General features: G+C 73.1%; 23 protein-coding genes. 12 read left to right on the top strand and 11 right to left on the bottom strand.

From position 1 onward, the window contains the following. Positions 1-58 precede the first annotated feature (58 nt). A complete protein-coding gene (locus N5I75_RS34160) occupies positions 59-871 on the top strand; it encodes an alpha/beta fold hydrolase (RefSeq protein WP_476684023.1) in 813 nt (270 codons plus the stop codon). Positions 872-1,077: 206 nt separating this feature from the next. Here N5I75_RS34160 and N5I75_RS34155 read toward each other — a convergent pair whose 3' ends face one another. From N5I75_RS34155 to N5I75_RS34145, 3 genes are all read right to left on the bottom strand, one after another. Beyond that, the gene (locus N5I75_RS34155) at positions 1,078-2,610 is read right to left on the bottom strand and encodes an MFS transporter (protein WP_476684022.1); all 1,533 of its coding nucleotides are present in this window, start codon (positions 2,608-2,610) and stop codon (positions 1,078-1,080) included. Between the two features lie 193 nt (positions 2,611-2,803). Continuing rightward, complete coding sequence (locus N5I75_RS34150) at positions 2,804-3,286, bottom strand: N-acetyltransferase family protein (RefSeq protein WP_476684021.1); 483 nt, start codon at positions 3,284-3,286, stop codon at positions 2,804-2,806. Between the two features lie 31 nt (positions 3,287-3,317). After that, positions 3,318-3,527: a hypothetical protein gene (locus tag N5I75_RS34145; RefSeq protein ID WP_476684020.1), complete on the bottom strand. Its 210-nt coding sequence runs from the start codon at positions 3,525-3,527 to the stop codon at positions 3,318-3,320. Between the two features lie 335 nt (positions 3,528-3,862). On the opposite strand from N5I75_RS34145, the gene N5I75_RS34140 reads away from it, so the two are divergent. Both N5I75_RS34140 and N5I75_RS34135 read left to right on the top strand, forming a co-directional pair. Then, positions 3,863-4,024, top strand: a complete 162-nt coding sequence (locus tag N5I75_RS34140; protein ID WP_476684019.1) for a hypothetical protein — start codon at positions 3,863-3,865, stop codon at positions 4,022-4,024. A gap of 166 nt (positions 4,025-4,190) precedes the next feature. After that, positions 4,191-5,063, top strand: coding sequence for an SGNH/GDSL hydrolase family protein (locus N5I75_RS34135; RefSeq protein ID WP_476684018.1), 873 nt, complete (start codon positions 4,191-4,193; stop codon positions 5,061-5,063). Positions 5,064-5,074: 11 nt separating this feature from the next. Here N5I75_RS34135 and N5I75_RS34130 read toward each other — a convergent pair whose 3' ends face one another. Beyond that, a complete protein-coding gene (locus N5I75_RS34130; RefSeq protein ID WP_476684017.1) occupies positions 5,075-6,322 on the bottom strand; it encodes an alpha/beta hydrolase family protein in 1,248 nt (415 codons plus the stop codon). Positions 6,323-6,512: 190 nt separating this feature from the next. On the opposite strand from N5I75_RS34130, the gene N5I75_RS34125 reads away from it, so the two are divergent. Both N5I75_RS34125 and N5I75_RS34120 read left to right on the top strand, forming a co-directional pair. Then, positions 6,513-8,156, top strand: coding sequence for a penicillin-binding transpeptidase domain-containing protein (locus tag N5I75_RS34125; protein ID WP_476684016.1), 1,644 nt, complete (start codon positions 6,513-6,515; stop codon positions 8,154-8,156). 226 nt (positions 8,157-8,382) lie between these two features. Next, positions 8,383-10,563: an FUSC family protein gene (locus N5I75_RS34120; protein ID WP_476684874.1), complete on the top strand. Its 2,181-nt coding sequence runs from the start codon at positions 8,383-8,385 to the stop codon at positions 10,561-10,563. A gap of 6 nt (positions 10,564-10,569) precedes the next feature. Here N5I75_RS34120 and N5I75_RS34115 read toward each other — a convergent pair whose 3' ends face one another. Together N5I75_RS34115 and N5I75_RS34110 are read right to left on the bottom strand one after the other, a co-directional pair. Further along, entirely contained in the window at positions 10,570-11,898 is a 1,329-nt protein-coding gene (locus N5I75_RS34115) for a S28 family serine protease (RefSeq protein ID WP_476684015.1), read from the bottom strand. A 180-nt stretch (positions 11,899-12,078) separates the two neighbouring features. Further along, positions 12,079-12,576 (bottom strand): peptidylprolyl isomerase, encoded by a 498-nt coding sequence (locus N5I75_RS34110; protein WP_476684014.1) that lies wholly within the window; start codon positions 12,574-12,576, stop codon positions 12,079-12,081. A gap of 717 nt (positions 12,577-13,293) precedes the next feature. Between N5I75_RS34110 and N5I75_RS34105 the strand changes: the two genes are divergently transcribed. The 5 genes from N5I75_RS34105 (at position 13,294) to N5I75_RS34085 (ending at position 17,683) form a co-directional block, all read left to right on the top strand. Further along, positions 13,294-14,937 (top strand): sensor histidine kinase, encoded by a 1,644-nt coding sequence (locus tag N5I75_RS34105; protein WP_476684013.1) that lies wholly within the window; start codon positions 13,294-13,296, stop codon positions 14,935-14,937. Positions 14,938-15,038: 101 nt separating this feature from the next. After that, positions 15,039-15,458 (top strand): roadblock/LC7 domain-containing protein, encoded by a 420-nt coding sequence (locus tag N5I75_RS34100; protein WP_476684012.1) that lies wholly within the window; start codon positions 15,039-15,041, stop codon positions 15,456-15,458. Beyond that, the gene (locus N5I75_RS34095; protein WP_476684011.1) at positions 15,455-15,814 is read left to right on the top strand and encodes a DUF742 domain-containing protein; all 360 of its coding nucleotides are present in this window, start codon (positions 15,455-15,457) and stop codon (positions 15,812-15,814) included. The genes N5I75_RS34100 and N5I75_RS34095 overlap by 4 nt, the downstream gene beginning before the upstream one ends. Beyond that, entirely contained in the window at positions 15,795-16,409 is a 615-nt protein-coding gene (locus N5I75_RS34090) for a GTP-binding protein (RefSeq protein ID WP_398206748.1), read from the top strand. Before N5I75_RS34095 ends, N5I75_RS34090 begins: the two co-directional genes overlap by 20 nt. Beyond that, a complete protein-coding gene (locus N5I75_RS34085; protein ID WP_476684010.1) occupies positions 16,406-17,683 on the top strand; it encodes a cytochrome P450 in 1,278 nt (425 codons plus the stop codon). The genes N5I75_RS34090 and N5I75_RS34085 overlap by 4 nt, the downstream gene beginning before the upstream one ends. 21 nt (positions 17,684-17,704) lie before the next feature. Here N5I75_RS34085 and trpS read toward each other — a convergent pair whose 3' ends face one another. From trpS to N5I75_RS34070, 3 genes are all read right to left on the bottom strand, one after another. Beyond that, entirely contained in the window at positions 17,705-18,727 is a 1,023-nt protein-coding gene (gene trpS / locus N5I75_RS34080) for a tryptophan--tRNA ligase (RefSeq protein WP_476684009.1), read from the bottom strand. Positions 18,728-18,911: 184 nt separating this feature from the next. Beyond that, entirely contained in the window at positions 18,912-20,135 is a 1,224-nt protein-coding gene (locus tag N5I75_RS34075; protein WP_476684008.1) for a cytochrome P450, read from the bottom strand. A gap of 136 nt (positions 20,136-20,271) precedes the next feature. Next, on the bottom strand, positions 20,272-21,312 hold the full coding sequence (locus tag N5I75_RS34070; RefSeq protein ID WP_476684007.1) for an NAD(P)-dependent alcohol dehydrogenase: 1,041 nt from the start codon (positions 21,310-21,312) through the stop codon (positions 20,272-20,274). 740 nt (positions 21,313-22,052) lie between these two features. Between N5I75_RS34070 and N5I75_RS34065 the strand changes: the two genes are divergently transcribed. After that, positions 22,053-23,291, top strand: coding sequence for a cytochrome P450 (locus tag N5I75_RS34065; RefSeq protein ID WP_476684006.1), 1,239 nt, complete (start codon positions 22,053-22,055; stop codon positions 23,289-23,291). Between the two features lie 5 nt (positions 23,292-23,296). Then, on the top strand, positions 23,297-23,494 hold the full coding sequence (locus N5I75_RS34060; RefSeq protein WP_476684872.1) for a ferredoxin: 198 nt from the start codon (positions 23,297-23,299) through the stop codon (positions 23,492-23,494). Between the two features lie 3 nt (positions 23,495-23,497). On the opposite strand, the gene N5I75_RS34055 is transcribed toward N5I75_RS34060, so the two are convergent. Next, positions 23,498-24,373 (bottom strand): universal stress protein, encoded by an 876-nt coding sequence (locus N5I75_RS34055; protein ID WP_476684005.1) that lies wholly within the window; start codon positions 24,371-24,373, stop codon positions 23,498-23,500. A 65-nt stretch (positions 24,374-24,438) separates the two neighbouring features. Then, positions 24,439-25,758: a polysaccharide deacetylase family protein gene (locus tag N5I75_RS34050; protein WP_476684004.1), complete on the bottom strand. Its 1,320-nt coding sequence runs from the start codon at positions 25,756-25,758 to the stop codon at positions 24,439-24,441. Positions 25,759-25,929 lie beyond the last annotated feature (171 nt).

Genomic DNA, 25,929 nt, shown 5'->3' with positions numbered 1-25,929 from the left:
CGGCCTACCGTGCGGCCGGGACCGCCGGTCGCGGCGGCCCTAGCGTCAGGAGTGCTGAATGCATGAGTTCACGGCGGCCGGCGCCACGCTGCGGTACGACGACGCGGGCCCGGCGGACGGGGTCGCGGTCGTCCTGGTGCACGGGCACCCGTTCGACCGGACCCTGTGGCGTCCGCAGGCGGAGGCGCTGGCCGCGGCCGGGTACCGGGTGCTCACGCCGGACCTGCGGGGCTACGGCGCCAGTGACGTGACGCCCGGCAGCGTCCTGCTGTCCCGGTTCGCCGACGACGCCGCCGCGCTCCTCGACCACGTCGGGGTCGAGCGCGCCGTGGTCGGCGGTGTCTCCATGGGCGGGCAGATCGCCATGGAGTTCCACCTGCGCCACCCGGAGCTGACCCGCGCCCTCGTGCTCTCCGACACCTCCGCGCCCGCCGAGACCGCCGAGGGCAAGGCGTTCCGCAACGCGCTCGCCGACCGGCTCCTCGCGGAGGGCATGGCCGGGTACGCCGACGAGGTCATCGGCAAGATGCTGGCCGCCTACAACGTGGCGGCGCTGCCGGACGTCGCCGCGCACGTCCTTGGCCTGATGCGCGCCACCGACCCGCGCGGCGCGGCGGCCGCGCTGCGCGGGCGGGCCGAGCGGCCCGACTACCGGGAAAGCCTCGCGTCCGCGCACGTGCCCGCACTCGTCGTGGTCGGCGCCGACGACGTCTTCACGCCGGTCGCCGAGGCCGAGTCGATCGCCGGGCTCGTCCCGGACGCGACGCTGGTCGTCATCGAGAAGGCGGGCCACCTCCCGGGCGCCGAACAGCCCGAACACTTCAACAGCGCGCTGCTCACCTGGCTGCACGACCGCTGCCCGACGCCGTAGGGCGCCCGCGGGGCCCATGCCGCATCGGTGACGGAGCCGGGCGCAGCCGCCCGAACCTGCGACGAACAGGCGGGGCACACGCCGCCGCATCGGTGACGGAGTCGGGCGCCGCCGCCCGTACCTGCGACGACCTGGCAGGGTTCACGCCGCCGCATCGGTGACGGAGTCGGGCGCCGCCGCCCGTACCTGCGACGACCTGGCAGGGCTCACGCCGCCGCATCCGCGACGGGCGCGGCCGGCGCCACCGTGTCGCGCTCCGCCCGGCGCAGCAGCGTCGCCGCGATCAGGCCGCCGGTCAACACCGCCGCCGCGCCCACGAGTTGGCCCGTCTCCAGGGCCGAGCCGAACGCCCGGGTCACCGTGTGGCGTTCCTCCGGCGAGTCCGCCGCGGCGAGGGCGGCCGGGAGTGAGGCGGCCGTCACCGGGACCAGCGCCGAGAAGCGGGAGCTGAGGACCGCGCCCAGGACCGCGACGCCGAGGCCGCTGCCGAACTCGGTGACGGTTCCCTCGATGCCCGCACCGGCGCCCGCCTTCTCGCGCGGCATGGAGCCGAGGACGGCGACGGCCATCGCCGGGTTGGCGAACGCGCAGCCGACGCCCATGAGGACGAGCCCGGTGAGCAGCCCGCCGTATCCGTCCACGACCCGCCCGGCCAGGGCGACGGCGGCGAGGCCGCAGGAGAGGAGCGTCATGCCGAGGGCGACGGAGCCCGGGATGCCGAGCCGGGTGCTGAGCCGTGCGGAGACGCCGGTGAAGTTGAGCAGGACGACGGTCAGGGCGAAGGGCGCGGTGCGCAGCCCGGCCTCCAACGGGCCGTAGCCGAGCACGAACTGCAACTGCTGCGTGAGCAGGAACAGCGCGCCGCCGCTGCCGAAGGTGATGAGCAGCGCCCCGAACACGGCCCCGGTGAACGTGCGGTTGCGGAAGAAGCTCATGTCCAGCATCGGGTCCGGGACGCGGCGCTCCCAGAGGACGAACCCGGCCAGCGCGCAGCCGCCGACGGCCGCGCCGAGGAGGACGTGGGGCGAGGACCAGCCGTGGTCGGGGCCGCTGACGACGGCGTAAACGAGCGCGGTCATGGCGACGATCGAGAGCAGGGCGCCGGGCAGGTCGGGGCGGTGGCTCTGTTCGGCCCTGCTCTCGGGGACGAGGAAGGTGACGGCGGCGAGGCCGAGGGCGACCACGGGCAGGTTGACGAGGAAGAGGGCGCCCCACCAGAAGTGGTCGAGGAGGACGCCGCCGACGAGCGGCCCGGCGGCGAAGCCGAGGGCGTTGACGGCGGCCCAGATGCCGATGGCGCGGACCCGTTCGTCCTCGTCGAAGGTCTGGACGGCGACGGCGAGCGTGGTGGTCAGGAGCAGGGCGCCGCCGACGCCCATGCCCGCGCGGGCGGCGATCAACTGGCCGGTGCTGTGCGCGAGTCCGGCCGCGAGGGAACCGGCGCCGAACACGACGAGCCCGGCGAGGAGGAGCCGCTTGCGGCCGTAGCGGTCGGCTGCGGCGCCCGCCGTGAGCAGCAGCCCGGCCTGCACGAGGACGTACGCGTTGATGATCCACTGGATGCCGGAGGTGCCCGCGCCGAGGTCGTCGGTGAGGGTGGGGACCGCGACGTTCAGGATCGTGTTGTCGAGGATGACGACGAGTTGCGCGAGGCAGATCACGCCGAGGACGAGCCAGCGGCGCGGGTCCCTGGCCCCGGGGGCGGGCTGCTGGATCTCGGCGGCGGTCGTCGCCGTCATGCGGGCTCCTTCAGGGGCGGGCGCGGGACACGGCAAGCGGCGCCCGCGATCCGGGAAGCCGACTGGTTAGGTAACCCTAACCCGCGAGGTGCCGCCCATGTAACTGCCCCTGGCGCCCATGCAACTGCCCTCGCCGCCCATATAACTGCCCCTGGCGCCCATGCAACTGCCCTCGCCGCCCATGCGACCGCTCCTAGAGCGCACGGTGCATGACGTGCAGCCCCACCCGGCCATGGCGCGGATGGTCGTACGCCTCCGGCACGGTGCCCAGGATCGTGAAACCGAGCGAACGCCACAGCGCGACGGCCGGATTGGTCTCGACGACGGCGTTGAAGACCATCGCGCGGAAACCGTCCGCCCGGGCCTCGGCCAGGATGTGCTCGGCGAGGGCGCGGCCGTAGCCGTGCCCGGACCGCTCGGGGTCGACCATGAACCCGGCGTTGGCGACACCGGCCGCCGGTCCGCCGTAGTTGGCCTTGACGTAGGCGCTCGCGACGACATCCCCGTCGTCGTCGGTGACGACGAACACCCGGCGCCCGGGGCCGGTCCACAGCGCGCGGGCCTCGGGCTCGGTGGTGTCCGGGTCCCAGGTGTAGGTCTCCCCGGCGCGGACGATCCGGTGCCAGAACGGCCAGACGCGTTCCCAGTCCTCGTCCTGGGCGTCTCTGATCTTCATGCGCCCGAGTCTGGCACGCGGCCGCGTGGGGTCAGTTGCCCAGCGAGGTGAGCGCGTTCGAGAGCTCGCCCATCATCTCCGTGATCGCCTGCCCGAGCGCGGTCGGGGCGATGAGGACGCCGAGGACGAGGAGAATGATCATCACGAGGACCGTGTCCCCCCGTTTCCTCGGGGCGACCGGGCGGCGCAGCAGCAGGATGGCGATGATCGCCAGGATCACTGCGACATCGATGGTGACCACGTCTCGGCCCTCCCCGGTCCACCGTGCTCCCCACTGCGGTCCATCGCGCTCCCCCACTTCTGTGTAGCGGCCCCGCGCTCCCGCCGTCCCGGACTTGCCCGCACTTGGCCCGAACCCGACCGGAATGCGAACCCTGCCCCGACATCCCCGCACTCGCCCACCACTCCGCTGACCCGGCGCCCCAGCCCTTCGGGGACCGCCGCGCGTTTCGGCCAGGCCGCCCGTAGGTCCGGGGCGCACCCCGCCCGACCCGCGCCGAAAGCGGACGCGTAGGGTCCCCTTCTGACTCGAACCACCAGGTGACAGCCATGTCACAAGATCAGGAGCTTCGTACCGTGCCCGCACCGTCCACCGCCCCGGCGCCCATCTACGACCGTCTCGTCGACGAGCAGGGTGACGTGCTCGCCGATGTGCGCCAAGCGGCGCAGCAGACCGAGCGCACCGCGGAGGATGTCCTCGACTTCGACATCCCCCAGGACGCGGCGCAGAACGGCTGAGCGCACGCCGGCATCTCCCCGTGGCCCCCCACGCCTCGCGGGACGACCGCGTGCACGCCTATTGACGCAAATTCGAACTCGTCGGTAGCTTCAACTGTCAGCGCTGAAATCCCCTGTCTCATCCGGAACTTGGCCGTGCGCCGAGAAGGTTTCGAAGGAGCAACAGATGGCGATTCGCGCGTTCGTGAAGCACTGCGCCACCGTGGCCGCTGCGGCGACGTTGGCGGGCCTCGGCCTCACGGCCCCGGCGCAGGCGGCGCCGCAGCCCCTGCCGTACGTCGCACTCGGCGACAGCTACAGCGCCGCGTCCGGCGTCCTCCCGCTCGACCCGTCCGCCAGCCCGCTCTGCGCCCGCTCGACCGCCAACTACCCGCACGTCCTCGCCCAGCGCACCGGCGCCACGCTCAAGGACGTGACCTGCGGCGCGGCCCAGACGAAGGACTACGCCGGGTCGCAGTACCCCGGCGTCCCCCCGCAGCTCGACGCCCTCGGCGCCGACACCCGCCTCGTGACGATGACGATAGGCGGCAACGACAACAACACCTTCATCAGCACCATCCTGGCCTGCGCCTCCGCGGGCATCGCCACGGCCGGGCAGGGGCATCCGTGCTCGACCCTGTACGGGGACACGTTCACCGACGACATCGACGACAAGACCTACCCGGCGGTGAAGGCGGCCCTCCAGGCGACCAGGGACAAGGCGCCGCAGGCGCGCGTCGCGATCCTCGGCTACCCGTGGATCATGCCGCCGACGGCGAAGGCGGGCTGTTTCCTGAAGATGCCGATCGCCTCCGGCGACGTACCGTACGTGCGCGACATCCAGACGCACCTCAACGACGCGATCCGGCGCGCCGCCGCGGAGACCGGCGCGACCTACGTGGACCTGTCCGAGGCGTCGGAGGGCCACGACGCCTGTCAGACGGCCGGGACCCGCTGGGTGGAGCCCGCGCTGTTCGGCACGAACTTCGTCCCGGTCCACCCCAACGCCCGGGGCGAGGCGGCGATGGCGGACCTCGCGATCGACGCCCTCGGGCTGTAGGAGACGGGCGGCTAGACGAAGTCCACCTCCGGGAAGTGCGCCGACGGGCCGTCGAGGAGGCCGCGGTCCCGGCCCCGTAGATGCCGGTCGAAGAAGGCGGTCACGTACGCGCGCTGGGCCGCGACCGCCCGGGCCGCCGGCACCGTGCCGACCCAGCCGGTCAGCGTCGCGCGGTCCAGGCCGAGCCGCGCGGCGATCTGCGGGAGCAGCGTCGCCGCGTCGGTGTAGGTGGCGTGCCGGGAGCCGCGCAGGGTGAGGTCGCGGTGCCATCCGGTGCTGTGCCGCCACAGTTCGCGCCACGAGGGGACGGTGGTGCGGTCGTTGCCGTCGCTGCCCATCAGGAGCACCGGGCGGTCCGTGCCCTCGGCCGCGACGGTGGACCAGTGGCCCTCGTCCTGGTCCTCCTGGACGTACGCGAGGACCCCGTCCAGGTCGGCCGCGGCGGCGAGGCGCCGGTCGTCGTGGAGCGCCTGGAGAGCGGCGAAACCGCCCGCGGACTGGCCGAACGCGCCGAGGGGCGCCCGGCGGAGGCGCCCCTCGTCGAAGGCGCGCTCCACCGTGTCCAGGACGAAGCGGAGGTCGGCGACCCGGACCGCGGTGGTCTTCTCCAGGAGGGCGGTCACCGCGGCCTGACCAGCCTGCTGCGCGGCGGCGAACTCCGCCGGCAGCCGGCTCGACACCAGGCGCCCGTCCGGGAGTTCGACGGCCGACACGTCGTAGGGGTGGTCGAGCGCGATCACGACAAAGCCGTGCGAGGCGAGTTCGTCGGTCAGGGTGGTGCCGAGCGTGCGCGGGTCGAGGACACCGGGCGAGTACAGCACCACCGGGTGCGGCGCCGTGCGGTCCAGGGGCGCGGAGCGGTGGGCGAAGGTGCGGGTGGCGGCCCAGTCGACACGGCCCGCGGGCAGCCCTGCGAAGTTGTTGAGCCGGTCGAACCCCGCCGCCTCCCGCGCGGTCATCTGCGCGGCGCGCGGATGACCGGTCACCGAGCGGGCCGGGTAGCGCACGTCCCCCATCACCTCGCGCGCCCCGTCGCCCGTCCACGGGTCGCGGCGGGCCTTGTCCACCAGGTGCAGGCGGGTCGTGCCCACGGCGTACGGGCCCGTCGGCGCGGGCAGCCGCAGCCCTACGCGCTCGCTCGCGCGGGTCCGCGCGGTGGCGGCCGCCGGGGTCGCGCCGAGCGTCAACAGGGCGGCGCCCACCGTCAGCAGGGAGCGCCGGGCGGGCCAAAAGGGTGCGGTGATCTCGTCATCGTCCATGCGTCCAGGCTCGTCGAGCGGGGGTGCGCTGCACCATCCGGCTGGCCCTCCTCGCTCTCTGGGGGCAGCCCCCCAGAACCGTCCCGCCGACGCCCTGAACGGCGCACTCCGACAGGGAGCGCGCCCCTCGCCCGCCCTACGGTGAGAATTCCGGAGACTCCGGACATGGCAGGCGGCAGGGCGGAGACCCGTGAGCGGCGAGCGCAGGAGACGGCACCTCTGGATCGCGGGCGCGGCAGCGCTCGGCCTCGCGGGGGCGGGGGCCGGTGCCTGGGCCGTGTTCGGCGGGCACGAGGCCGCCCCGCGGACCGGGCCCCTGTCGGCGGCGGAGGTCCGCTCGGCCGCGCACGGGTTCCTCGGCGCCTGGGCCGGCGGCGACACGGCCGGGGCCGCGGACCGCACGGACGACGCGCGGGCGGCCGGTGCCGCCCTGCGCGACTACCGCGAGGGCGCCCACCTCGCGGCGCGTGACCTGCGCCCGGGCACCCCGGCGGGCGCGCGCGTGCCGTTCTCGGTGCGGGCCGAATTCGCCTACGAGGGGGCCCGCGCCCCCCTGACGTACAAGAGCGGCCTGACCGTCGTGCGCCGTGCCGGGGACGGGAAGGCCGTCGTGCGCTGGGAGCCGCGCGTGCTGCACCCCGGGCTCGGGCAGGGCGGGCGGCTGGTCGCGCGGCGGGCCGGGGACGCGCCGGTCCGCGCCCTCGACCGGGACGGGCGCACCCTCGACACCCGGGCGCTCCCCTCGCTCGGCCCGCTCGTGGACGGGCTGCGGCGGACGTACGGGAAAGCCGCGGGCGGCACGCCGGGCGTCGAGCTGCGGATCGCGGCGGCGGGCGCGGCCGGTGCGCACGCGAAACCGCCGGGCGGCACGCCGGTGCTCTCGGTCCCGGAGGGCAAGGCCGGACGGCTGCGGACGACGCTCGACGCGCGCGTGCAGAAGGCGGCGGAGCGGGAGGTCGCGCGCCGCGCCGACGCCTCGGTCGTGGTGCTCAAACCGTCGACCGGGGAGATCCTCGCGGTCGCGAACTCGGGCGCGGGTGACGGCAACAGGGCGCTCGAAGGGCGGCTCGCGCCCGGGTCGACGATGAAGATGATCACCGGCTCATTGCTGCTCGAGAAGAGGATCGCCGAGCCGGACAAGCCGCATCCGTGCCCGAAGACCGCCTCCTACGGCGGCTGGCGGTTCCACAATGTCGACGACTTCGACATCAGCGGCGGCACCTTCCGGGACAGCTTCGCCGCGTCCTGCAACACCGCCTTCGTCTCGCAGGCGGGCAAGCTCGCCGACGACGACCTCTCCCGGCAGGCCCGCGACGTCTTCGGGATCGGCACGGGCTGGTCGGTCGGCGCCGACGCGTTCGACGGGGCGGTGCCGGTGGAGCACGCCGCGTCCAAGGCGGCGTCCCTCATCGGGCAGGCGCGGGTGCGGATGAACCCGCTGACCATGGCGTCGGTCGTCTCGACGGCCCGGACGGGACGGTTCCGGCAGCCGTACCTCGTCGCACCGTCCGTCGACCACCGCGGGCTCGCCACGGCGCGGCGCACCCTGGCGCCGCGCGCGCACGCACAACTGCGGGACCTGCTGCACACGACGGCGACGTCCGGCTCCGCCGCGGGCGCCATGGCGGGGCTGCGCGGGGACATCGGGGCGAAGACCGGCTCGGCGGAGGTCACCGGGCAGGAGAAGCCCAACGGCTGGTTCGCGGCCTGGCGCGGCGACCTCGCGGCGGCGGCGGTGATGGTGCGCGGCGGCCGGGGCGGCGAGTCCTCGGGCCCGCTCGTGGCGGCGGTGCTGCAGTCGGCCGGCGGGGAGGCACCGCCGGCCGGGCGCTGAGATTCAGGTCCGTGAACATCGCACAGCCCGGCGGACGGCGGCCGGGGCCCGGCGCGAAACCCCAGGCCATGCTCACGCCAAGGCCGCGTTCGCATCCTCGTATGCTCGGGGGCACGAACGTCGGATCGATCTTGGAGTGACTCAGGTGACCCAGGTGGCACGACGGCCCAGCCGGGCCGGTACGTGGGACCGCTTCGTGGCGTCCGACCCCGGACTGCTGCGGCTGATGGCCGGACTGCGGACGGTCGCCGCGATCGGGCTCGCCCTCGCGGTGCTCGGCCTGGCCGGGACCCAGGTCACGCACATGGTCGCGGGCGCGATGACGGCGATGGTCGGCACGTTCGCGATCCGCGAGAAGACGGTGCGCGGGCAGGCGGTGACGCTCGCGCTCGGCCTTCCGATGGCCCTTGTGGCCATGTCGCTCGGCGCGCTCCTGCACAGCCATGTCGTCGCCGGTGACCTGTTCTTCGTCGCGCTGATCTTCGCCGCGGTTTACAGTCGCAGATTCGGCGACCGGGGCACCGCGCTCGGCCTGATCGGCTTCCAGGTCTACTTCGTGTCCCTGTTCGTGAACGCGACGACCGGTCAACTGCCCAGCCTCTTCGGCACGTTGTCGATCGCCTTCGCGTGCAGCGCGGTGGCCCGTTTCGTGCTCGTCCCGGAGACGCCGCAGCGGGTCCTCGGCCGCCTGCGCGAGGCGTTCCGGGCCCGGCTCGGCCAGCTCGTCACCGCGCAGACCCGGCTCCTCGACGCGCCGCCCGGTGAGCTCGACGACGTCCTGGACGATCTGCGCCGCCACACCGCGCGGCTGCACGAGGCCGCACTGATGATCCAGGCCCGCCTGGAGGACGGCGCCCGCGACGACGCCACCGCCGCGCTGATCCAGCGCCGCGTCGCCGACGCCGAGGTCGCCGCCGAGCGCCTCGGGATGCTGCTCCTGAACGCCCGCAGCGCCGAGCGCGCCGACACCCTGACGCTGCACCTGCCGGGCGCCCCGGTCCCGGCGGCCGGATCGCTGCTGCCCCGCGAGGACGAGGCGACGGCCACGCTCCGCCGCGACCTCGCGGCCCTGTACCTGCTGGCGTCGCGCCCTGCCGACGCCAACCGGGGCACCGCCGTCGCCCACGTCCGCAACCGCCTGCTCGGCTACCGCGACGAGGAGGCCATCCCGCCGGGCGCCACCCTCGCCGTGCAGGACGTGTTCCGCGGCATCGGTGAGGCGGCCCGTGCCGTGCTGGGCCTGCGCCTCGCGCTCGACGGGCCGCAGGACGAGTCCGACGACTCCCCCGCCACGACGCGTTCGCGCGAGGAGTTCGACGCGGAGGACGTGTCGATAACGGCCGAGAAGGAGGCCCCGGCCGCCGAGGAGGCCGAGGATCCCAAGGGGCTGCGGCGGCCCACCACCCGGGCCGCCTTCCAGGTCGCCGTCGGCTCGGCGCTCGCCATCGTCGGCGGCGAGTTCCTCTCCAGCCAGCGCTGGTACTGGGCCGTCCTGACGTGCTGGGTCGTCTTCCTCAACACCGCGTCGACCGGCGAGATCGTCGTCAAGGGCTACCGGCGCCTGCTCGGCACCGTCCTCGGCGTCGTCGCCGGTGTGGTGCTCGCGGGCGCCGTGGGCAACCACACCTGGCTCGCGTTCGTCCTCGTCCTGCTCTGCGTGTTCGCGATGTTCTTCACGGCGCCGCTGTCGTACGCGCTGATGTCGTTCTTCGTGACGGCGATGCTCGGGCTGCTCTACACGCTCCTGAACACCTACAGCTTCGACGTGCTGATCCTGCGCATCGAGGAGACGGCCCTCGGCGCGGCGTGCGGCATCATCGCGGCGGTCCTCGTCCTCCCGGTGAAGACCGACAGCCGCACCGACGAACTGCTCGCCACCGTCCTCGAACGCCTCGGCGACGTCGTCGCGGGCGCGGTGAGCCAGCTCAGCGGCGGGCCCGCGGCCGATCTCCTGGACAAGGCGCGCGACCTGGACACCGCCCTCGACGACCTCCGGGGCTCCACCCGGCCCCTGACCCACCCGATCACGCCGCTGCGGGAGCGCCGCCAGACCGTCCGCTATCTGGTGGCGCTCCTGGAGACCTCGGCGTACCACGCCCGCTCCCTCGCGGCCACCGCCGAGCTGGTCCCGTACAGCAAGCGCGTCGGCGCCGACCCGCGCCTGGGCCGGGCCGCGCGCCGTATCGCCCACAACATCGACGTGCTCGTCGCGCACGTCAACGAGACGGACACGACGGGCAGCGTCGAATCGGGGGCGAGCATCGCCGCGATGCTGGAGACCGACGGCCTCGGCGTCCCGGCCGCGAACACCGTCACCTTCCGCGTCCTGCGTCACCTGCAACGCCTCGACGAGGGCATCACCGGTCTGGCCAGGCCGCTGGACGTGCCGGTGGGGCCGCGCAAGTAGCGGCCGTTACTGCCCGGCCCAGCGCTTGATGGTCGCGGTCGCCGCGTCCCGCTGGTCCGCCGGGAGCGCGGAGATCCGGGCGTTGTGGTTGGAGTTCGGCACGATGTACTTGTACGAGTCGCGCTTGCTCGGGCTGAACTGCTCCGCGCTCCACGGGTCGTTCTGCCCGTACACGAACAGCATCCGCTGGGACTGCGTCCGCACCCACTTGTCGACGCCCTTGACGACCGCGCCGTCGTAGCTCGTGCGCATGTCGGCGGGGAGCACCGAGTTCGGCTGGTAGATGTCCGGGTAGTGGCGCACGCCCTTGAGGTGCTTGAAAGCGAGGTCGGCCCAGCCGAGCTGGGCGGCGGCCTGCCGGTAGTAGGGGCCGGAGCCGTTGGCGCCGAGGGTGGAGTCCTCGTAGATGGACAGGCCGTGGTCGAGGGACCACTGGTAGAGGTCGTCGTCGGAGACGGTCCTCGCGTCGGGGACGGTCGGGCAGTCGTCGATGGTCCCGGACTGCCAGAAGTTCCACACCTGGTCCAGGACGGCGAACTCGTAGGCGCGGTCGGTGGTGCCGAGGGTGTGGGTGAAGGTGTACCCGGCGTCCTGCGCGGTCTTCTCGAACTTCGGCAGGAGCGTGTCGCGGCGGACGAGCATCTCGCGCTGGACGGCGTCGAGCGCGGTGGCGCACTCCTTCGTACCGACCGTTCTGAAGAAGCGGTCGTACGTGCTGTCGTCTCGGTTGTCCGCGTCGTTCGGGGCGACGTAGGCGACGACGCCGTCGTAGTCGCGCGGGTAGAAGCGGTAGTGGTAGGTCGCGGTCATGCCGCCCTTGCTGCCGCCGGTGGCGAGCCACTTCGAGGACTTCTCGTACAGGGGACGCACGGCGCGCACGATGGCGTGCTCGTCGGCGGCCTCCTGCTGCACGGTCATCTTCTTCCACGGGGTGCCGCCGGCCGGGACGGACGGGCCGAAGAAGCGGTGCTCGACGCTGAGCTGGTTGGCGTCGAGGAGCGTGGTGGGCTCGCGGGTCGTCGAGGAGAGGCCGTAGCCGCCGGTGTAGAAGACGACGGGCTTCGCGGCCGACTTGTGCCAGAGCGTGAAGCGCTGCTGGAAGGTGCCCGCGCGGGGGTGGTCGTGGTCGATCGGCTGGGTGATCGACAGGGAGTAGAGGGGGAAGCCCTCCTTGTCCGTGACGCCGGTGACGGTGACACCGGGTATCGCCCGCAGCCGGTCCTCGAAGGACGCTGTGGCGCGGGTCGCGGCGCTCGCCGGTGCGGCGGTCGCGGCGAGGGCGCCCGCGGTGAGGGCGGCGGACAACAGCAGCGTGGGCAGGGTGCGCAGACGCACGAAGGCCTCCCGGGTCGGGACGAGTGGAGTGGATCTCTGGTGCGGTGACCGAGACCTTAACCCGAGCGGCGCAGGAGGGAGTTGGGGTCGCGCGGAATAAACGGCGCGCGAAAAGGCCCGGAGCCGGGACCCGCCTGTGCGGCGGGTCCCGGCTCCGGGCGTCGTGTCAGCGGCAGCCGGTCAGAGCTGGCCGGACGCGGCGATGGTGATCTTGGCCGAGGTGGCGCCGGAACGGGAGCCGAGGGCCTCGATCTTCTTCACGAGCTCCATGCTCTTCTCGTCCGCGACCTCACCGAAGACGACGTGCTTGCCGTCGAGCCAGTCGGTGACGATGGTCGTGATGAAGAACTGCGAGCCGTTGGTGTTCGGGCCGGCGTTGGCCATCGAGAGCTGGCCCGGCTTGGTGTGCTTGAGCTGGAAGTTCTCGTCGGCGAACTTCTCGCCGTAGATGCTCTTGCCGCCCGTGCCGTTGCCGGCGGTGAAGTCGCCGCCCTGCAGCATGAACTGCGGGATGACGCGGTGGAAGGAGGAGCCCGCGTAGCCGAAGCCCTTCTCACCGGTGCAGAGGGCGCGGAAGTTCTCCGCGGTCTTCGGGACGACGTCCTCGAAGAGGTTGAACGTGATCCGCCCGGCGGGCTCGTCGTTGATCGTGATGTCGAAGTAGGTCTGGATAGCCATGGCGCAATCCTTGCATCACGACCCCCGGATCGCCGATTCGCCCCGGCAATGCGGCCGTGTCCGTACACCGTGTGACGCATGATGCGCGGAGAGTGCCAGATCGGCAAGGAGCACGCGGACGCCACGCCGGCCCGGCCTGCGGCCACGGCCACGGTCCCATGAGAAGGCCCCGTCGCCTCACAGGGGGGGAGAGGAGGCGACGGGGCCACAGACTCGAGCGCCCGGGGGGTTGGGGTGCTGGAGCCGCTCACCCTGCGGGTGCCCCGGTTCGGCGGGTACATGCACGACTTCCGCGGAATTTTTTCGCGGGTTCCGACACCGGCCGCCCGGTCGTGGGGTCAGGAGGCGCCGCAGGCCCGCCGACGATGGCCGAAACCGTTCGGTCACGACTGGGTCACGGCGCCCGCCGGGCGTGATCAGGTGCGCTCGGCGGGGCGCGTCGCCGCCGCGGACGGCCCGGAATCGCCGGGTTTCCGAGGTCGGAACGGGCGGCTCAGGGGGTAGCACGCCCCGGCCGCCCGACGGCGACTTCACGACGAAGTCACCGGTGAGGCGGACTATCCGGCTTGTCCGGTCTGCTCGGCCGACGGCATGACTAGCATGAACGCCGTACGGTCCGGAAGATCGGCGTCCCTTTCGGCGCCCGCCGGCCGGACCCGCAGCCGACTCGACCGGTCGGCTCGTCGCTTCCCACTCAAGGACCGAGGGACCCGCGGAATGTCAGTGCCTGCACCCCCCAGCCCGCACGCGATGGCCAAGGCGGAACGCTCCCCGCTCGGCCCGGCGCTCGCCGTGCTCGTGGTGGCGGCGGCCGCCGCCGGCGCCGCCGCGGCCCTCGCCCCGTCGGCCGCCCGCACCTGGGCGGTGTGGACGGCCGCGGTCGCCTGGGTGTGCCTGGCCGTCGCCGTCGTCGCGGGCACTGTCCTGCTCGGCCGCGCCCGACGCTCCGGCGCCCGGGCCCGGGCCGAACTGGCGCAGGCGCAGGGCCGGTTGACCCAGCAGGCGGCCGAGTCGGCGCAGCTCGTGAACGTGACGCTGCCCGGCGTCCTGCGCCAGCTGCGGGAGACGGCGACCCCGGGCCCGGTCACGACCCCCTCCGACCCGCAACTGCGCCGGATACTGGACGAGTTCATCGCCGCCGTCGAGACGTCCGTCCGGGAGGCCGCGCACGCCGCGGCCGAGCGGGACACCGCCCGGGGCGAACTGGAGCACGCGGGGCGGGAGGTGCGGCGGCTGACCGCGGAAACGTTTCCCGCCGCGGTCGCCCGGCTGCGCGAGGGCTCGTCCGCCGACACCGTCCTCGCCGAGCTCGACTGGCCGCGCAGCCCGTTGCTCCGCGTCCCCGCCGAGGCGTTCCTGCGCGAACTCGCCGTCAGTGAACGCGGATCGGCCGCCGCGCAGGCGGCCTCGGCCAAGGCGCTCAGCCGCGTCCAGGCGAAGTCCGTCAGCATGCTCGCCGACCTGCGCTCGATGCAGGAGCGCCACGGCGAGGAGGTCTTCGGCGACCTGCTGCGCCTGGACCACGCCACGTCCCAGCTCGGCCTCCTGACCGACCGGCTCGCGCTGCTCATGGGCGGCCGCTCCAGCCGCGCCTGGAACAAGCCGATCGTGATGGAGAGCGTGCTGCGCGGCGCCGTCGGCCGTATCGCCGCCTACCAGCGGGTGCGGCTGCACTGCGCGACGGACGCGGCGATCGCCGGGTTCGCGGCCGAGGGCGTCATGCACCTGCTCGCCGAGCTGATGGACAACGCGGCCAACTTCTCACCGCCCATCGACGAGGTCCACGTCTACGTGGAGGAACGCTCCGCCGGGCTCGTCGTGACCATCGAGGACAGCGGCCTGAAGATGGCCGACGCGGCGATGCGCCGCGCCGAGCAGGCGGTGTCCGGGCAGCTCACCGACCTCGCCTCGCTGCAGGGCACCCGGCTCGGGCTCGCCGTCGTCGGCCGGCTCGCCGCGAAGTACCGCATCGACGTCAACTACCGCCCCTCCTCGCGCGGCGGCACCGGCGTCGTCGTCCTGCTGCCGCCCCAGCTCATGGCCCAGCAGCGCGACGTCGTGCAGTCCCCCGGACTGCCCGCGCCGCGCCCGGCCCCGGCCGAGACCCACGAGCGCGCCGCCGAACCCGCCGCGCTCCCGGGGCCGGGCGAACCCCGGCCCGCCGAGCCCGCGTCGGCCACCCCGAACGGGCTGCCGGTACGGCCGCCGGGCCGCACCATGGCCGCCGCCGAGCAGGAGCGCGGGCGGCAGTCCGCCAAACCCGCCGCCGACCGGGCGACCCCGCCGGGGCGGGACGCGGGCACCCGCTTCGGCGCCTTCCACCGCGGCCGCAAGGGCAAGGACGCCGACACCCCCGAGTAGGCCGCGCCCCCCGACATCTCGTAACCCCCCGCTCGACACCGTGAGATTGGAGGCACGGGCGGTGTCCGGCCCCGCCGGACGACAAGCCGCCCGACCCCGCCATGCAGACCACTGACACCAGCCTGACCTGGCTCCTGGAGAGCCTGCTCCAGCGCACCCCCGGCACCCGGCACGCCCTCGTCCTGTCCCGGGACGGGCTCAAGCTCTGCTGGAGCGAGCACCTCACCCTCGACCAGGCCGACCAGCTCGCGGCGATCTGCTCCGGCATCCAGGCGCTCGCCCAGGGCGCCTCGGTCGAGTTCGGCGACGGGAGCGGCGGCGTGCGGCACTCGATGACGGAGTTCCACGGCGGGCTGCTGTTCATCGTGGACGCGGGTGAGGGCGCGCACCTGGCGGTCGTCGCCGACGAGGACGCCGACCCGGGCGTCGTCGGGCACCAGATGACGGAGCTGGTCGAGCAGATCGGTGAGCACCTGCGGGCCGAGCCGCGCCAGTCGGCGCCCGGGGGCGGCGCCTCATGACGCGGCGGCCGGTCGACACCGGCGACCCGGACCGGCTCTACACGGTCACGGGGGGCCGCAGCCGCGTCGACGACGAGTCGTTCGACCTGGTGACGCTCGTGGTCAGCGAGTGCGAGCCGGTCGCGGGGATGCAGTCCGAGCACGTCCGCATCCTGGAGATGTGCCGTCGCCCCGCCGCCGTCGTCGAGATCGCGGCCGAGCTGAAGCTGCCGATCACGGTCGTCCGGATCCTCCTGGGCGATCTCCTGGCCGGTGGCAAGGTCACCGCCCGGCATCCGCGCGCGGCCGCCACCGTCGCCTCGCTCCCCGATTCCGACCTTCTCAAGGAGGTGCTCAGTGGGCTCCGCAACCTCTGAACTGCCCGCCCGTACGCCGCTCGGCGCCCTCGCGGACACCGGCCTGAAGATCGTCGTGGTCGGCGGGTTCGGCGTCGGCAAGACGACGCTGGTGCGCTCCGTCAGCGAGATCCGGCCGCTCAACACCGAAGAGGTGATGACGCAGGCCGGGGTCGGCGTCGACGAGACGACCGGCGTCGCGTCGAAGACGACGACCACGGTCGCCTTCGACTTCGGCCGCATCAGCCTCAACGACCGGATGGTCCTGTACTTGTTCGGCGCGCCAGGACAGGAGCGGTTCTGGTTCCTGTGGGACCGGCTGTTCTCCGGGACGCTCGGTGCCGTCGTCCTCGTCGACACCCGCCGCATGGACGACTCCTGGTACGCGATCGACCGCCTGGAGCACCACGGCACGCCGTTCGTGGTCGCCGTCAACCGGTTCGACGACGAGCCCGTGCGCCACTCCCTCGACGAGATACGGCAGGCCCTCGCCCTGCCGGAGCACGTGCCGATGATCGACTGCGACGCCCGGGTCCGCTCGTCGGGCAAGGACGTGCTCATCACCCTCGTGGACCACCTCTACGCACTGGCCATGGCCCAGGAGACGACACCGTGACCGAGCAGAGCCCGCTCCCCTCGACCGAGGCCGCCCCCGGCGCCGCGCCCCCCGGCTGCCCCGCCCACGCGGGCGCCGTGCCGCTCAGCGGCCTGGAGTACCAGCAGACGCCGTCCCAGCTCTACCGGGCGCTGCGGCGCGAGCACGGCCCGGTCGCGCCGGTGCTGCTCGACGGGGACGTGCCCGCCTGGCTGGTCCTCGGCTACTCCGAGGTGAGCTACGTGACCGCGCACGACGAGCTGTTCGCGCGGGACTCGCGGCGCTGGAACCAGTGGGAGCACATCCCCGCCGACTGGCCGCTCCTGCCGTTCGTCGGCTACCAGCCCTCGGTGCTCTTCACCGAGGGCGCTGAGCACCGGCGGCGCGCGGGCGTGATCACGAACGCCCTCGAACAGGTCGACCAGTTCGAGCTGGCCCGGGAGTGCGGGCTCATCGCCGACCGGCTGATCTCCGCCTTCGCGGGCAGCGGCCAGGCCGAGCTGATGGACGCGTTCGCGCACGCCCTGGCGATGCTCGCGGCGGTGCGGATGTGCGGGATGCCGCTCTCGGGCACCGAGACCCAGGACCTGGTCGACGACCTGAAGATTTCCCTGGACGCGGCCGAGGGCGACGACCCGGTGGCCGCGTACGTCCGCGTCGGCGAGCGCATCACGCAGCTGGTCAAGGAGAAGCGGGAGCGGCCGGGCGCCGACGTCACCTCGCGGATGATCCAGGACCCGGCGGGCCTGACCGACGAGGAGATCGTGCAGGACCTGATCTCGGTGATCGCGGCGGCCCAGAACCCGACGGCGAACTGGATCTGCAACACCCTGCGCCTGCTCCTCACGGACGAGCGGTTCGCCCTGAACGTGTCGGGCGGGCGGCTCAGCGTCGGCGAGGCGCTGAACGAGGTGCTGTGGCTGGACACCCCGACGCAGAACTTCATCGGCCGCTGGGCGGTGCGCGACACGCAGCTCGGCGGGCGGCAGATCCGCGCGGGCGACTGCCTGGTCCTCGGGCTCGCCGCCGCCAACACCGACCCGCAGATCTGGCCCGAGTCCCACGTGGGCGCGGAGAACGCGGCGCACCTGTCGTTCAGCAACGGCGAGCACCGCTGCCCCTACCCGGCTCCCCTGCTCGCCGACGTCATCGCCCGTACGGCGGTGGAGACGCTCCTCGACCGGCTGCCGGACCTCGTCCTCGCGGTGGACCCGGCGGAGCTGAAGTGGCGGCCCTCGATCTGGATGCGGGGCCTCACGGAGCTGCCGGTCAGCTTCACGCCGGTCGTGCAGTGACCCGGGGTGCGTGCCGCGGCGTCAGTAATCGGCGCGCATCGCGGCACGCACGTCCCGCAAGGTGGCGTCGGCGATCGCGTTCGCCCGCTCGTTCCCGGCCCGCAGCACCTTTCTGACGTAGCCGCGGTCCTCCGCGTAGGCCGCGCGGCGGGCCCGGATCGGCGCGAGGTACCCGTTCACGGCGTCGGTGACGCGGCGCTTCAGCGCGGCCCCTCCCCCGGCGCCGATCTCCTCCGCGACCTGGAGCGGGTCGGCGCCCTCGCACAGCGCGGCGAGCAGGACGAGCGAGGAGACCTCGGGCCGCCCCTCGGGGTCGTAGGTGATGTGGCGCTCGGCGTCCGTCCTGGCCCCGCGGATGAGGCGGGCGGTCTCGTCGGCGTCGGCGGACAGGGCGATGGCGTTGCCCCGGCTCTTGCTCATCTTCGTGCCGTCGGTGCCGAGCAGCAGCGGCGCGGTGGACAGCAGCGCCTCGGGCAGCGGGAAGACCTGCTCCCCGTGGCCGTAGCGCTCGTTGAAGCGGCGGGCGACGGTGCGGGTGATCTCCAGGTGGGGCAGCTGGTCCTGGCCGACGGGGACGACGTTCGCCTTGCAGAAGAGGATGTCGGCGGCCTGGTGCACCGGGTAGGTGAACATCAGCCCGCTGACCGCCGCCTGCCGGGAGTGCGCGATCTCGTCCTTGACCGTGGGGTTGCGGCTCAGCTCGGAGACGGAGACGAGGCTGAGGAACGGCAGCAGGAGCTGGTTGAGCGCGGGCACGGCGCTGTGCGCGAAGATCGTGGAGCGGTCGGGGTCGATGCCGATGGCCAAGTGGTCGAGGACGAGCTCCTCCACGTACTCCTTGAGGTGCTCGGCCACGTCGCGGTCGGTGAGGACCTGGTAGTCGGCGACGAGGACGAAGGTCTCGACGCCGAGGTCCTGGAGGCGGACGCGGTTGTGCAGGGTGCCGAAGTAGTGGCCGAGATGGAGGCGTCCGGTGGGGCGGTCGCCGGTGAGGACGCGGTAGCGGCCGGGCTCCTTGCGGATGAGTTCTTCGGTGCTGGTCATGGGTCTCTCCCTGAGGTCATGGGCGCCCTCGGGACGGCATGACCTCACTGGAGGAAGAGAAAAGGGCCGTCCGGGGACGGCCCTTTGGTTCGTGCATGGCTGTGGCCGCCTCTAAGTGAGGCGCCACCAGCACAGACACGAGAAGTCGGACATACGACGAGCTTAACACCCGCCGGTGAGGCTCTTAGGGTGCCAGCGGCGTGAACTGCACCGGCAGCGACTGCGGGCCGCGCGTGAACACGCCCTGCTCGACCGGGTCGAAGCCGTCGGCGAGACGGACGTCGGGCATGGCGTCGAGGAGCTGGTTGACGCCGATCTCCACCTCCGCCTTGGCGAGCAGCGCGCCGACGCAGAAGTGCCGGCCGAGTGCGAAGGCGAGGTGGTCGGCGGCGGCCGAGAACGCGGTCGTGGCCGTCAGGTCGGTGCGGAAGAGGTCGAAGCGGTCCGGGTCGGCGTAGCGGTCCTCGTCGCGGTTGGCGGCGCCGATCAGGCAGGTGACGGTGGCCCCGGCGGGGATGGTGCCGCCCGACACCTCCACGTCGACCGCCGACTGACGCATGATCATGTGGACGGGCGGGGTGAACCGCAGCGTCTCCGCGAAGGCGCGCTCGATGAGCGAGCGGTCCTCGCGCACAGCGGCCAGCTGCTCCGGGTTGACGAGGAGGTTGGCGAAAATGCTGGCGATGGCCTTGTCGGTGGTCTCGCCGCCGGCGGCGAGGAGCAGGCTGCAGAACGCCTTGATGTCCTCGTCGCTCATCTTGACGCCGTCGACCTCGGCGGCGCACAGCGCGGAGAGCAGGTCGTCGCCGAGGTTCTCGCGGCGCGCCCGGATGATCGGGATCATGTACTCGGCGAACTCGACACGGGTGCGCTCCCCCGCCGCCGTGACGTCGGCGTCACCGGACAGGTTGCCGAGGAAGGCGATGACGGCGGTGTACCAGCCGTGGAAGCGGGCGTGGTCGGCCTTGTCGAGGCCGAGCATGTCGGCGATGACGTTGACCGGGAACCGGGTCGCGTAGTCGTGGACGAGGTCGGCGGCGCCGGTGTGCCGGAACTGGTCTATCAGCGCGCGGGAGTTGGCCTCTATGACGGGGAGGAACTTCTCCTGGAGGTCGCTGCCGCGGAAGGCGGGGGCGACGAGGGCGCGGCGCACCGCGTGCTCACGGCCGCTGAGCTGGAGGATCGTCTTGCCGTGGACGGGCTCCAGCTGCCAGTCGTAGTTGTCGGTGGTGAACTGGCCCGCCTTGTCCTTGAAGACGCGTTCCACGTCGGCGTACCGCGAGACGATCCAGCTCTGGGTGGGCTCGTGCCAGAAGAGGGGCGCGTTCGCGCGCATCTCGCGGTACGCGGGGTAGGGGTTCTCGGCGAACTCCGGCGAGAGGATGTCGGGGACCTGCGCGGTGGACATGGAGCTCCCTGAGTGGGTGAACGGACGATCCCGCCAAGGCTAGGGATCGCCCGCCACCCGGAACAGCCCCCTCCACGCCGTCAGTTGACGGTTACACGAAGTGCGTGGCCGAAAACTGACGGCATGGCGGCTGATGTCAGCCGTTGGGCAGGATCACCGCGCGCCCGTTGACCTTGCCCTCGTGCAGGCGCTCGTAGGCGAGGGGTGCCTCGTCGAGCGAGTAGGTCTCGGTGTGCACGGAGACGGCGCCGGCCCGCGCGAGGTCGAGGACCTCGATCAGCTCGCCGCGGCTGCCCCAGTACGGGGCGGTGACGCTGACCTCGAAGTTGGTCGCGCCGAAGCCGACGGGCAGGGTGCCGCCGCCGATGCCGACGATGGTGACGTCGCCCTCGATGGCGGCGACGGCGCCCGCCAGCTCGACGGTGGGCTGGACGCCGACGAAGTCGAAGACGGCCTCGGCGCCGATGCCGCCGGTCAGCTCCTTGACCTTCCCGGCCGCCCCGGCGTCGGACAGGATCGCCTCGTGCGCGCCGACGGTACGGGCCAGGGCGAGCTTGTCCTCGGAGACGTCGAGGGCGATGACGCGCGTCGCGGACATGGCGCGCAGGAGCTGGATGGCGACGTGGCCGAGGCCGCCGGTGCCGATGACGACGGCGGTCGAGCCGGGCACGAGCTTGGGCAGCGAGCGCTTGATCGCGTGGTACGGGGTGAGGCCCGCGTCGGTGAGCGGGACGGCGGCGACAGGGTCGAGCCCGTTGATCGGCACGAGGTGGCGGGAGTCGTCCACCAGCATGTACTCGGCCATGGAGCCGGGGGCGCCGAGGCCGGGCGGGCGGATGCCGAGCTCGTCGGCGCGCAGGCAGTAGTTCTCCTTGCCCTGCGCGCAGGGGGCACAGGTGCCGCAGCCCCAGGGCCCGTAGACGGCGACGGAGTCGCCCTCCTCCAGGCCGCTGACGCCCGCGCCGAGCGCGGCGACGGTGCCGACGCCCTCGTGGCCGAGGGTGAGCGGCAGCTCGTACGGGAAGGACTCGGCGGGCCAGCTCATGACCGCGATGTCGGAGTGGCAGACACCGGCGGCGGTGACCTTCAGAAGGACCTGCCCGGGGCCGGGCTCGGGATCGGGGACGGTGACGACCTCGGGTGCTGCCCCTACGGTCCGGTACTGAAGCGCCTTCATGGCTCGACTCCTTCGTCGCTCTCGCGGTCCCCCGCGCCTCCACCGTAACTCTTTCGCGTCCCAATGAGACACATGTCCCGATGGGACACGCACGACGACATAAAAAGACCCCGACCGTACGGGGGAGAACGGTCGGGGCCTCGCTCATAAGTTTAACAGCGAACCAACGGCGTCCGGTACACGCGATCAAGGTGTGCCGCGTGAGGTCGGACACACAGGAACATCGGCCGCATATCGCTCCCGATGCGGACCCTGACCACCCCGCGGACGCAGCGGAGGCCCGTACGGACGGCATGATTCCGGTCGGTGTGCCGGGGTGATCCGGCCGCCGCCCCGTCCGTAACCGGCCGAGGGCACGGCGCACGCGCCGCCGTCGGCCACGGCCTTCGCCCCTTTCGCCCGGACTGCCGGCGGCCACACCAGCGCACCGCGCCGCCCGGCTCGCCGCGCGCCGACCGTGCGCCGGTGGACCGGCATGACCTGCGGATCCGGGGACCGACCGCGCCTGCCGACAACGCTCGCGTCGGCGTCCCCCGCGAGTGCCGCGACGGCGGGCGGCGGTTCCGGGCGGACGCCGCCCCCGGTCGAACGTGTGCGAAAGGCACCGGCCAGTTCCCCCGTCCGGCGGAACTGGCCGGTCTTCCCGTCGACCGGGTAGATGCCTCAGGCATCCAATGGTGGTGGAGCGCGGAACGACCAGCTCCGCGCGCACGGACGAGCACTGCGAGGCGATCCGATCCATGACGCAATCCACGACGGAACCGGCCCGCCAGGACCTGCACCCCCCGGCCACCGCGGCCCAGGTGGCCTTCCCGCAGGACCGGGGCTGCCCCTACCACCCGCCCACCGCGTACGCGCCGCTGCGCGAGACGGCCCCCCTCGGCCGGATCACCCTCTTCGACGGCACCTCGGCCCACGTCGTCACCGGGCACGCCCTGGCCCGGCAGCTCCTGGCCGACCCCCGGCTCTCCAGCGACCGGACGCGGGACGACTTCCCGGCGACGACCGAGCGGCTCGCGCAGACCAAGGCGCGCCGGGTGGCGCTGCTCGGCGTCGACGATCCCGAGCACAACGCCCAGCGCCGCCTGCTGATCCCGAGCTTCTCCGTGAAGCGGATCGCCGCGCTGCGCCCGCGCATCCAGGAGACCGTGGACCGGCTCCTCGACGCGATGGAGCGGCAGGGGCCACCGGCCGAGCTGGTCTCGGCGTTCGCCCTGCCGGTGCCGTCGATGGTGATCTGCTCGCTGCTCGGCGTGCCCTACGCCGACCACGAGTTCTTCGAGGAGCGCTCGCGGCGCCTCCTCCGCGGACCGGCCGCGGCCGATGTCGAGAGGGCCAGGGTCGATCTTGAGGGCTACCTCGGCGACCTGATCGACCGCAAGCGGCGCGAGCCCGGCGACGGACTGCTCGACGAACTGATCCACCGGGACGGGCCGGACGGACCGCCCGACCGCGACCAGCTCATCGCCTACGCGGTGATCCTGCTCATCGCCGGCCACGAGACGACGGCGAACATGATCTCCCTCGGCACGTTCACGCTGCTGCGCCACCCCGAGCAGCTCGCCGCGCTGCGGTCCGGGCAGACGACCACGGCCGTCGTCGTGGAGGAGCTGCTGCGCTACCTCTCCATCGCGGACGGGCTGCTGCGCGTCGCCCGCGAGGACCTGGAGGTAGAGGGGCGCATCATCCGGGCCGGGGAGGGCGTGGTCTTCTCGACGTCCCTCATCAACCGGGACGAGGGCGCGTTCCCGGGAGCGGATGACCTCGACTGGGACCGCTCGGCCCGCCACCACCTCGCGTTCGGCTTCGGCATCCACCAGTGCCTCGGCCAGAACCTCGCCCGCGCCGAGCTGGACATCGCGCTGCGCACCCTCTTCGACCGGCTGCCCGGGCTCCGCCTCGCGGCGCCCGCCGAGGAGATCCCGTTCAAACCCGGCGACACCATTCAGGGCATGCTCGAACTGCCCGTGGCGTGGTGAGCGCCGTGCGGATCGAGGTCGACAAGGAGCGCTGCGTCGGCGCGGGCATGTGCGCGCTCACCGCCCCTGACGTGTTCACCCAGGACGACGACGGGTTCAGCGAAGTGCTCCCCGGCGGCGCCGAACGCGCCGGGGAGCACCCGATGGTCAAGGAGGCGGTGCGGGCCTGCCCGGTGGGGGCGGTCTCCGTCACCCAGGAGTGATCCCTACAGGTGCGGCACCACGGCCACCGGGCACGGCGCGTGGTGCAGCACCGCGTGGGCGACCGAGCCGATGCGGGCGCCGACGGCGGTGCGGCGGGCGCGGCGGCCGACGACCAGGAGCTGCGCCCGCGGCGCCACCGAGAGCAGCACCTGCCCCGCGCTGCCGATCTCGACGTGCTCGACGACGTGCACGTCGGGGAACCGCTCCCGCCACGGGGCGAGGGCCGCGCCGAGCGCCTTCTTCTCGTACGGCTCCATGCCGCCCGCCTCGTCGAGCAGTTCGAGGGAGGCGGCGCTGTACGCGAAGACCGGCGGCAGACTCCAGGCGCGCACGGCGCGGACGCTCGCGCCGCGGGCCGCCGCCGTGCGGAAGGCGAACCCCAGGGCCGCGGCGCTGTCCTCCGGCTCGCCCTCCTGCCCGACGACGACCTCGTGCCCGGCCGCCTCGGTGAACGCCTTGTCGTCCGCGCGGACCAGGACGACGGGCCGCTCGGTGCGGGCGATGACCTGCTGGCCGACGGAGCCGAGCAGGAAACCGAGGAGCGGACCGTGCCCGCGCGAGCCGAGCGCGAGCAGCTCCGCGTCCCGGGCCACGGCGAGGAGCGCGTCGGCGGCGCCGTCCGCGTCGAGGACGTCGGTGGTGACGGCGAGGCCGCGGTGGCGCTCGGCGATCTCCTGTTCGGTCTCCTCCAGGAGGTCACGGGCCCAGCGGGCCTGCGTGTCCGCGTCGGCGGCGAGCGCGAGCGGCTCCGGCGCGGGCGTGCCGACGTGCACCAGGCGCAGCGGCGTCCCGCGCCGCACCGCCTCGCGCGCCGCCCAGGCCGCCGCGGCCTCGCTCTCGGGTGATCCGTCCACTCCCGCGGTGATCGGCCGGGTCATGGTGGGGCCTCCTCACAGTCCGTGGCCGCGCCGTGCTGCCGCCGCCGTCCACCGCCGATCTTGCCCTACGTGGCGACGCGGGCGCCGGTGGCCCCGGCGGGCTCGTCGGACTTCTCGCGCTCACCCCTCTTCCCGGGCTTGTCGGGGCGCAGGAAGCGGTTCCAGCCTCCGGGCGGCCGCTCCCCCACGTCCAGGCCGCGCAGTTTGGCGAGGACCGCGGGGTCCTGCGCGTCGAGCCAGTCGACGAACTGCCGGAAGGAGACGAGCCGTACGTCCTTGTGGTCGGCGACGCGCTTGAGCGTCTCCTCGACGGCGTCCATGTAGATGCCGCCGTTCCACTCCTCGAAGTGGTTGCCGATGAAGAACGGGGCCCGGTTCGTCTCGTAGGCCCGCCGGAAGCCGGACAGGTAGGCCTGCGTCGCCTGGGTGCGCCAGCCCGGGTAGTTGTAGGACGGGGCGCGGGTGGAGTTCTTGGACTGGTTGGCGAGGATGTTGTAGTCCATCGACAGGACCTCGAAGCGGTGGCCGGGGAACGGGACGGCCTGCAGGGGCAGGTCCCACACCCCGTGCTTCTTGTCGGGCCAGCGCTGTTCGCCGCCGGGCGAGGAGGCGTCGTAGCGCCAGCCGAGTTCGCGGGCGACGGGCAGCAGGTTCTCCTGGCCGAGCAGGCAGGGCGTGCGGCCGCCGATCAGCTCCTGGTCGTAGTCGAAGGGCAGGGAGGGGTGCTCGTGCCAGCCGGTGTTGGAGCGCCAGGTCTTGACGAACGCCTGGGCCTGCTCGATCTCGCTGCGCCAGTGCGCGGCGCTCCAGTTGCCGACGGATCCGGCACCGCCGCAGAAGTGCCCGTTGAAGTGCGTGCCGATCTCGTGGCCCTCCTGCCACGCCTGGTGCACGTACTTCAGGGTCTCCTTGACGTGCTCGTTCGTCAGGTAGCCGATGTCGGAGGCGCCGACCGGGTTGTTCGGCGGGCGGTAGAGGCGCTTGCGCTCCTCGGGCAGCAGGTAGAGGCCCGAGAGGAAGAAGGTCATGTGCGCGTCGTGCTCGCGGGCCAGCTCCAGGAAGCGCGGGAAGAGGCCGTTGCCGACCTCGCCCGCGCCGTCCCAGGAGAAGACGACGAACTGCGGTGGCTGCTCGCCCGCCTCCAGGGGCGTCGCCGCGGCGGGCTGGCGCGGCTGCTTGCCGGTGTACGAGGTCGAGCCGTCGCCGATCAGCCGCGGCGCGACCTTCTTCGGCGCCCCTTCGGGCCCTTCCTGCCGCTGCCCCGGTCCCGCCGGGGGCCGGCCACCGGACTCGCCGCGGCCGCATCCGGTGAGGGCCGTGGCCGCGGCGCCGAGACCGATCCCGAGCCCCAGGCGTGCTGCTCCTCTGCGGCTGATTCCACTCATGCGCATCCCCATCCGCGCCGGGCGAGGGCGCGTTGTGTGTCCCCCCTTGACATCGACCTTCGCACCGTAAATCCGATAAACGGACGAAACGGATTTTTGGTGCGACGCGCCGGGCGAACGGGTGAGGGGATGCGCCAACGGGTGAGAAGGAGGGGTGGGGAGGGGCGGATG

The sequence above is a fragment of the Streptomyces sp. R818 genome (genome assembly GCF_056172735.1).
The sequence above is the reverse complement of the archived record's forward strand: the minus strand, read 5'-3'. Positions and strand labels throughout refer to the sequence as shown.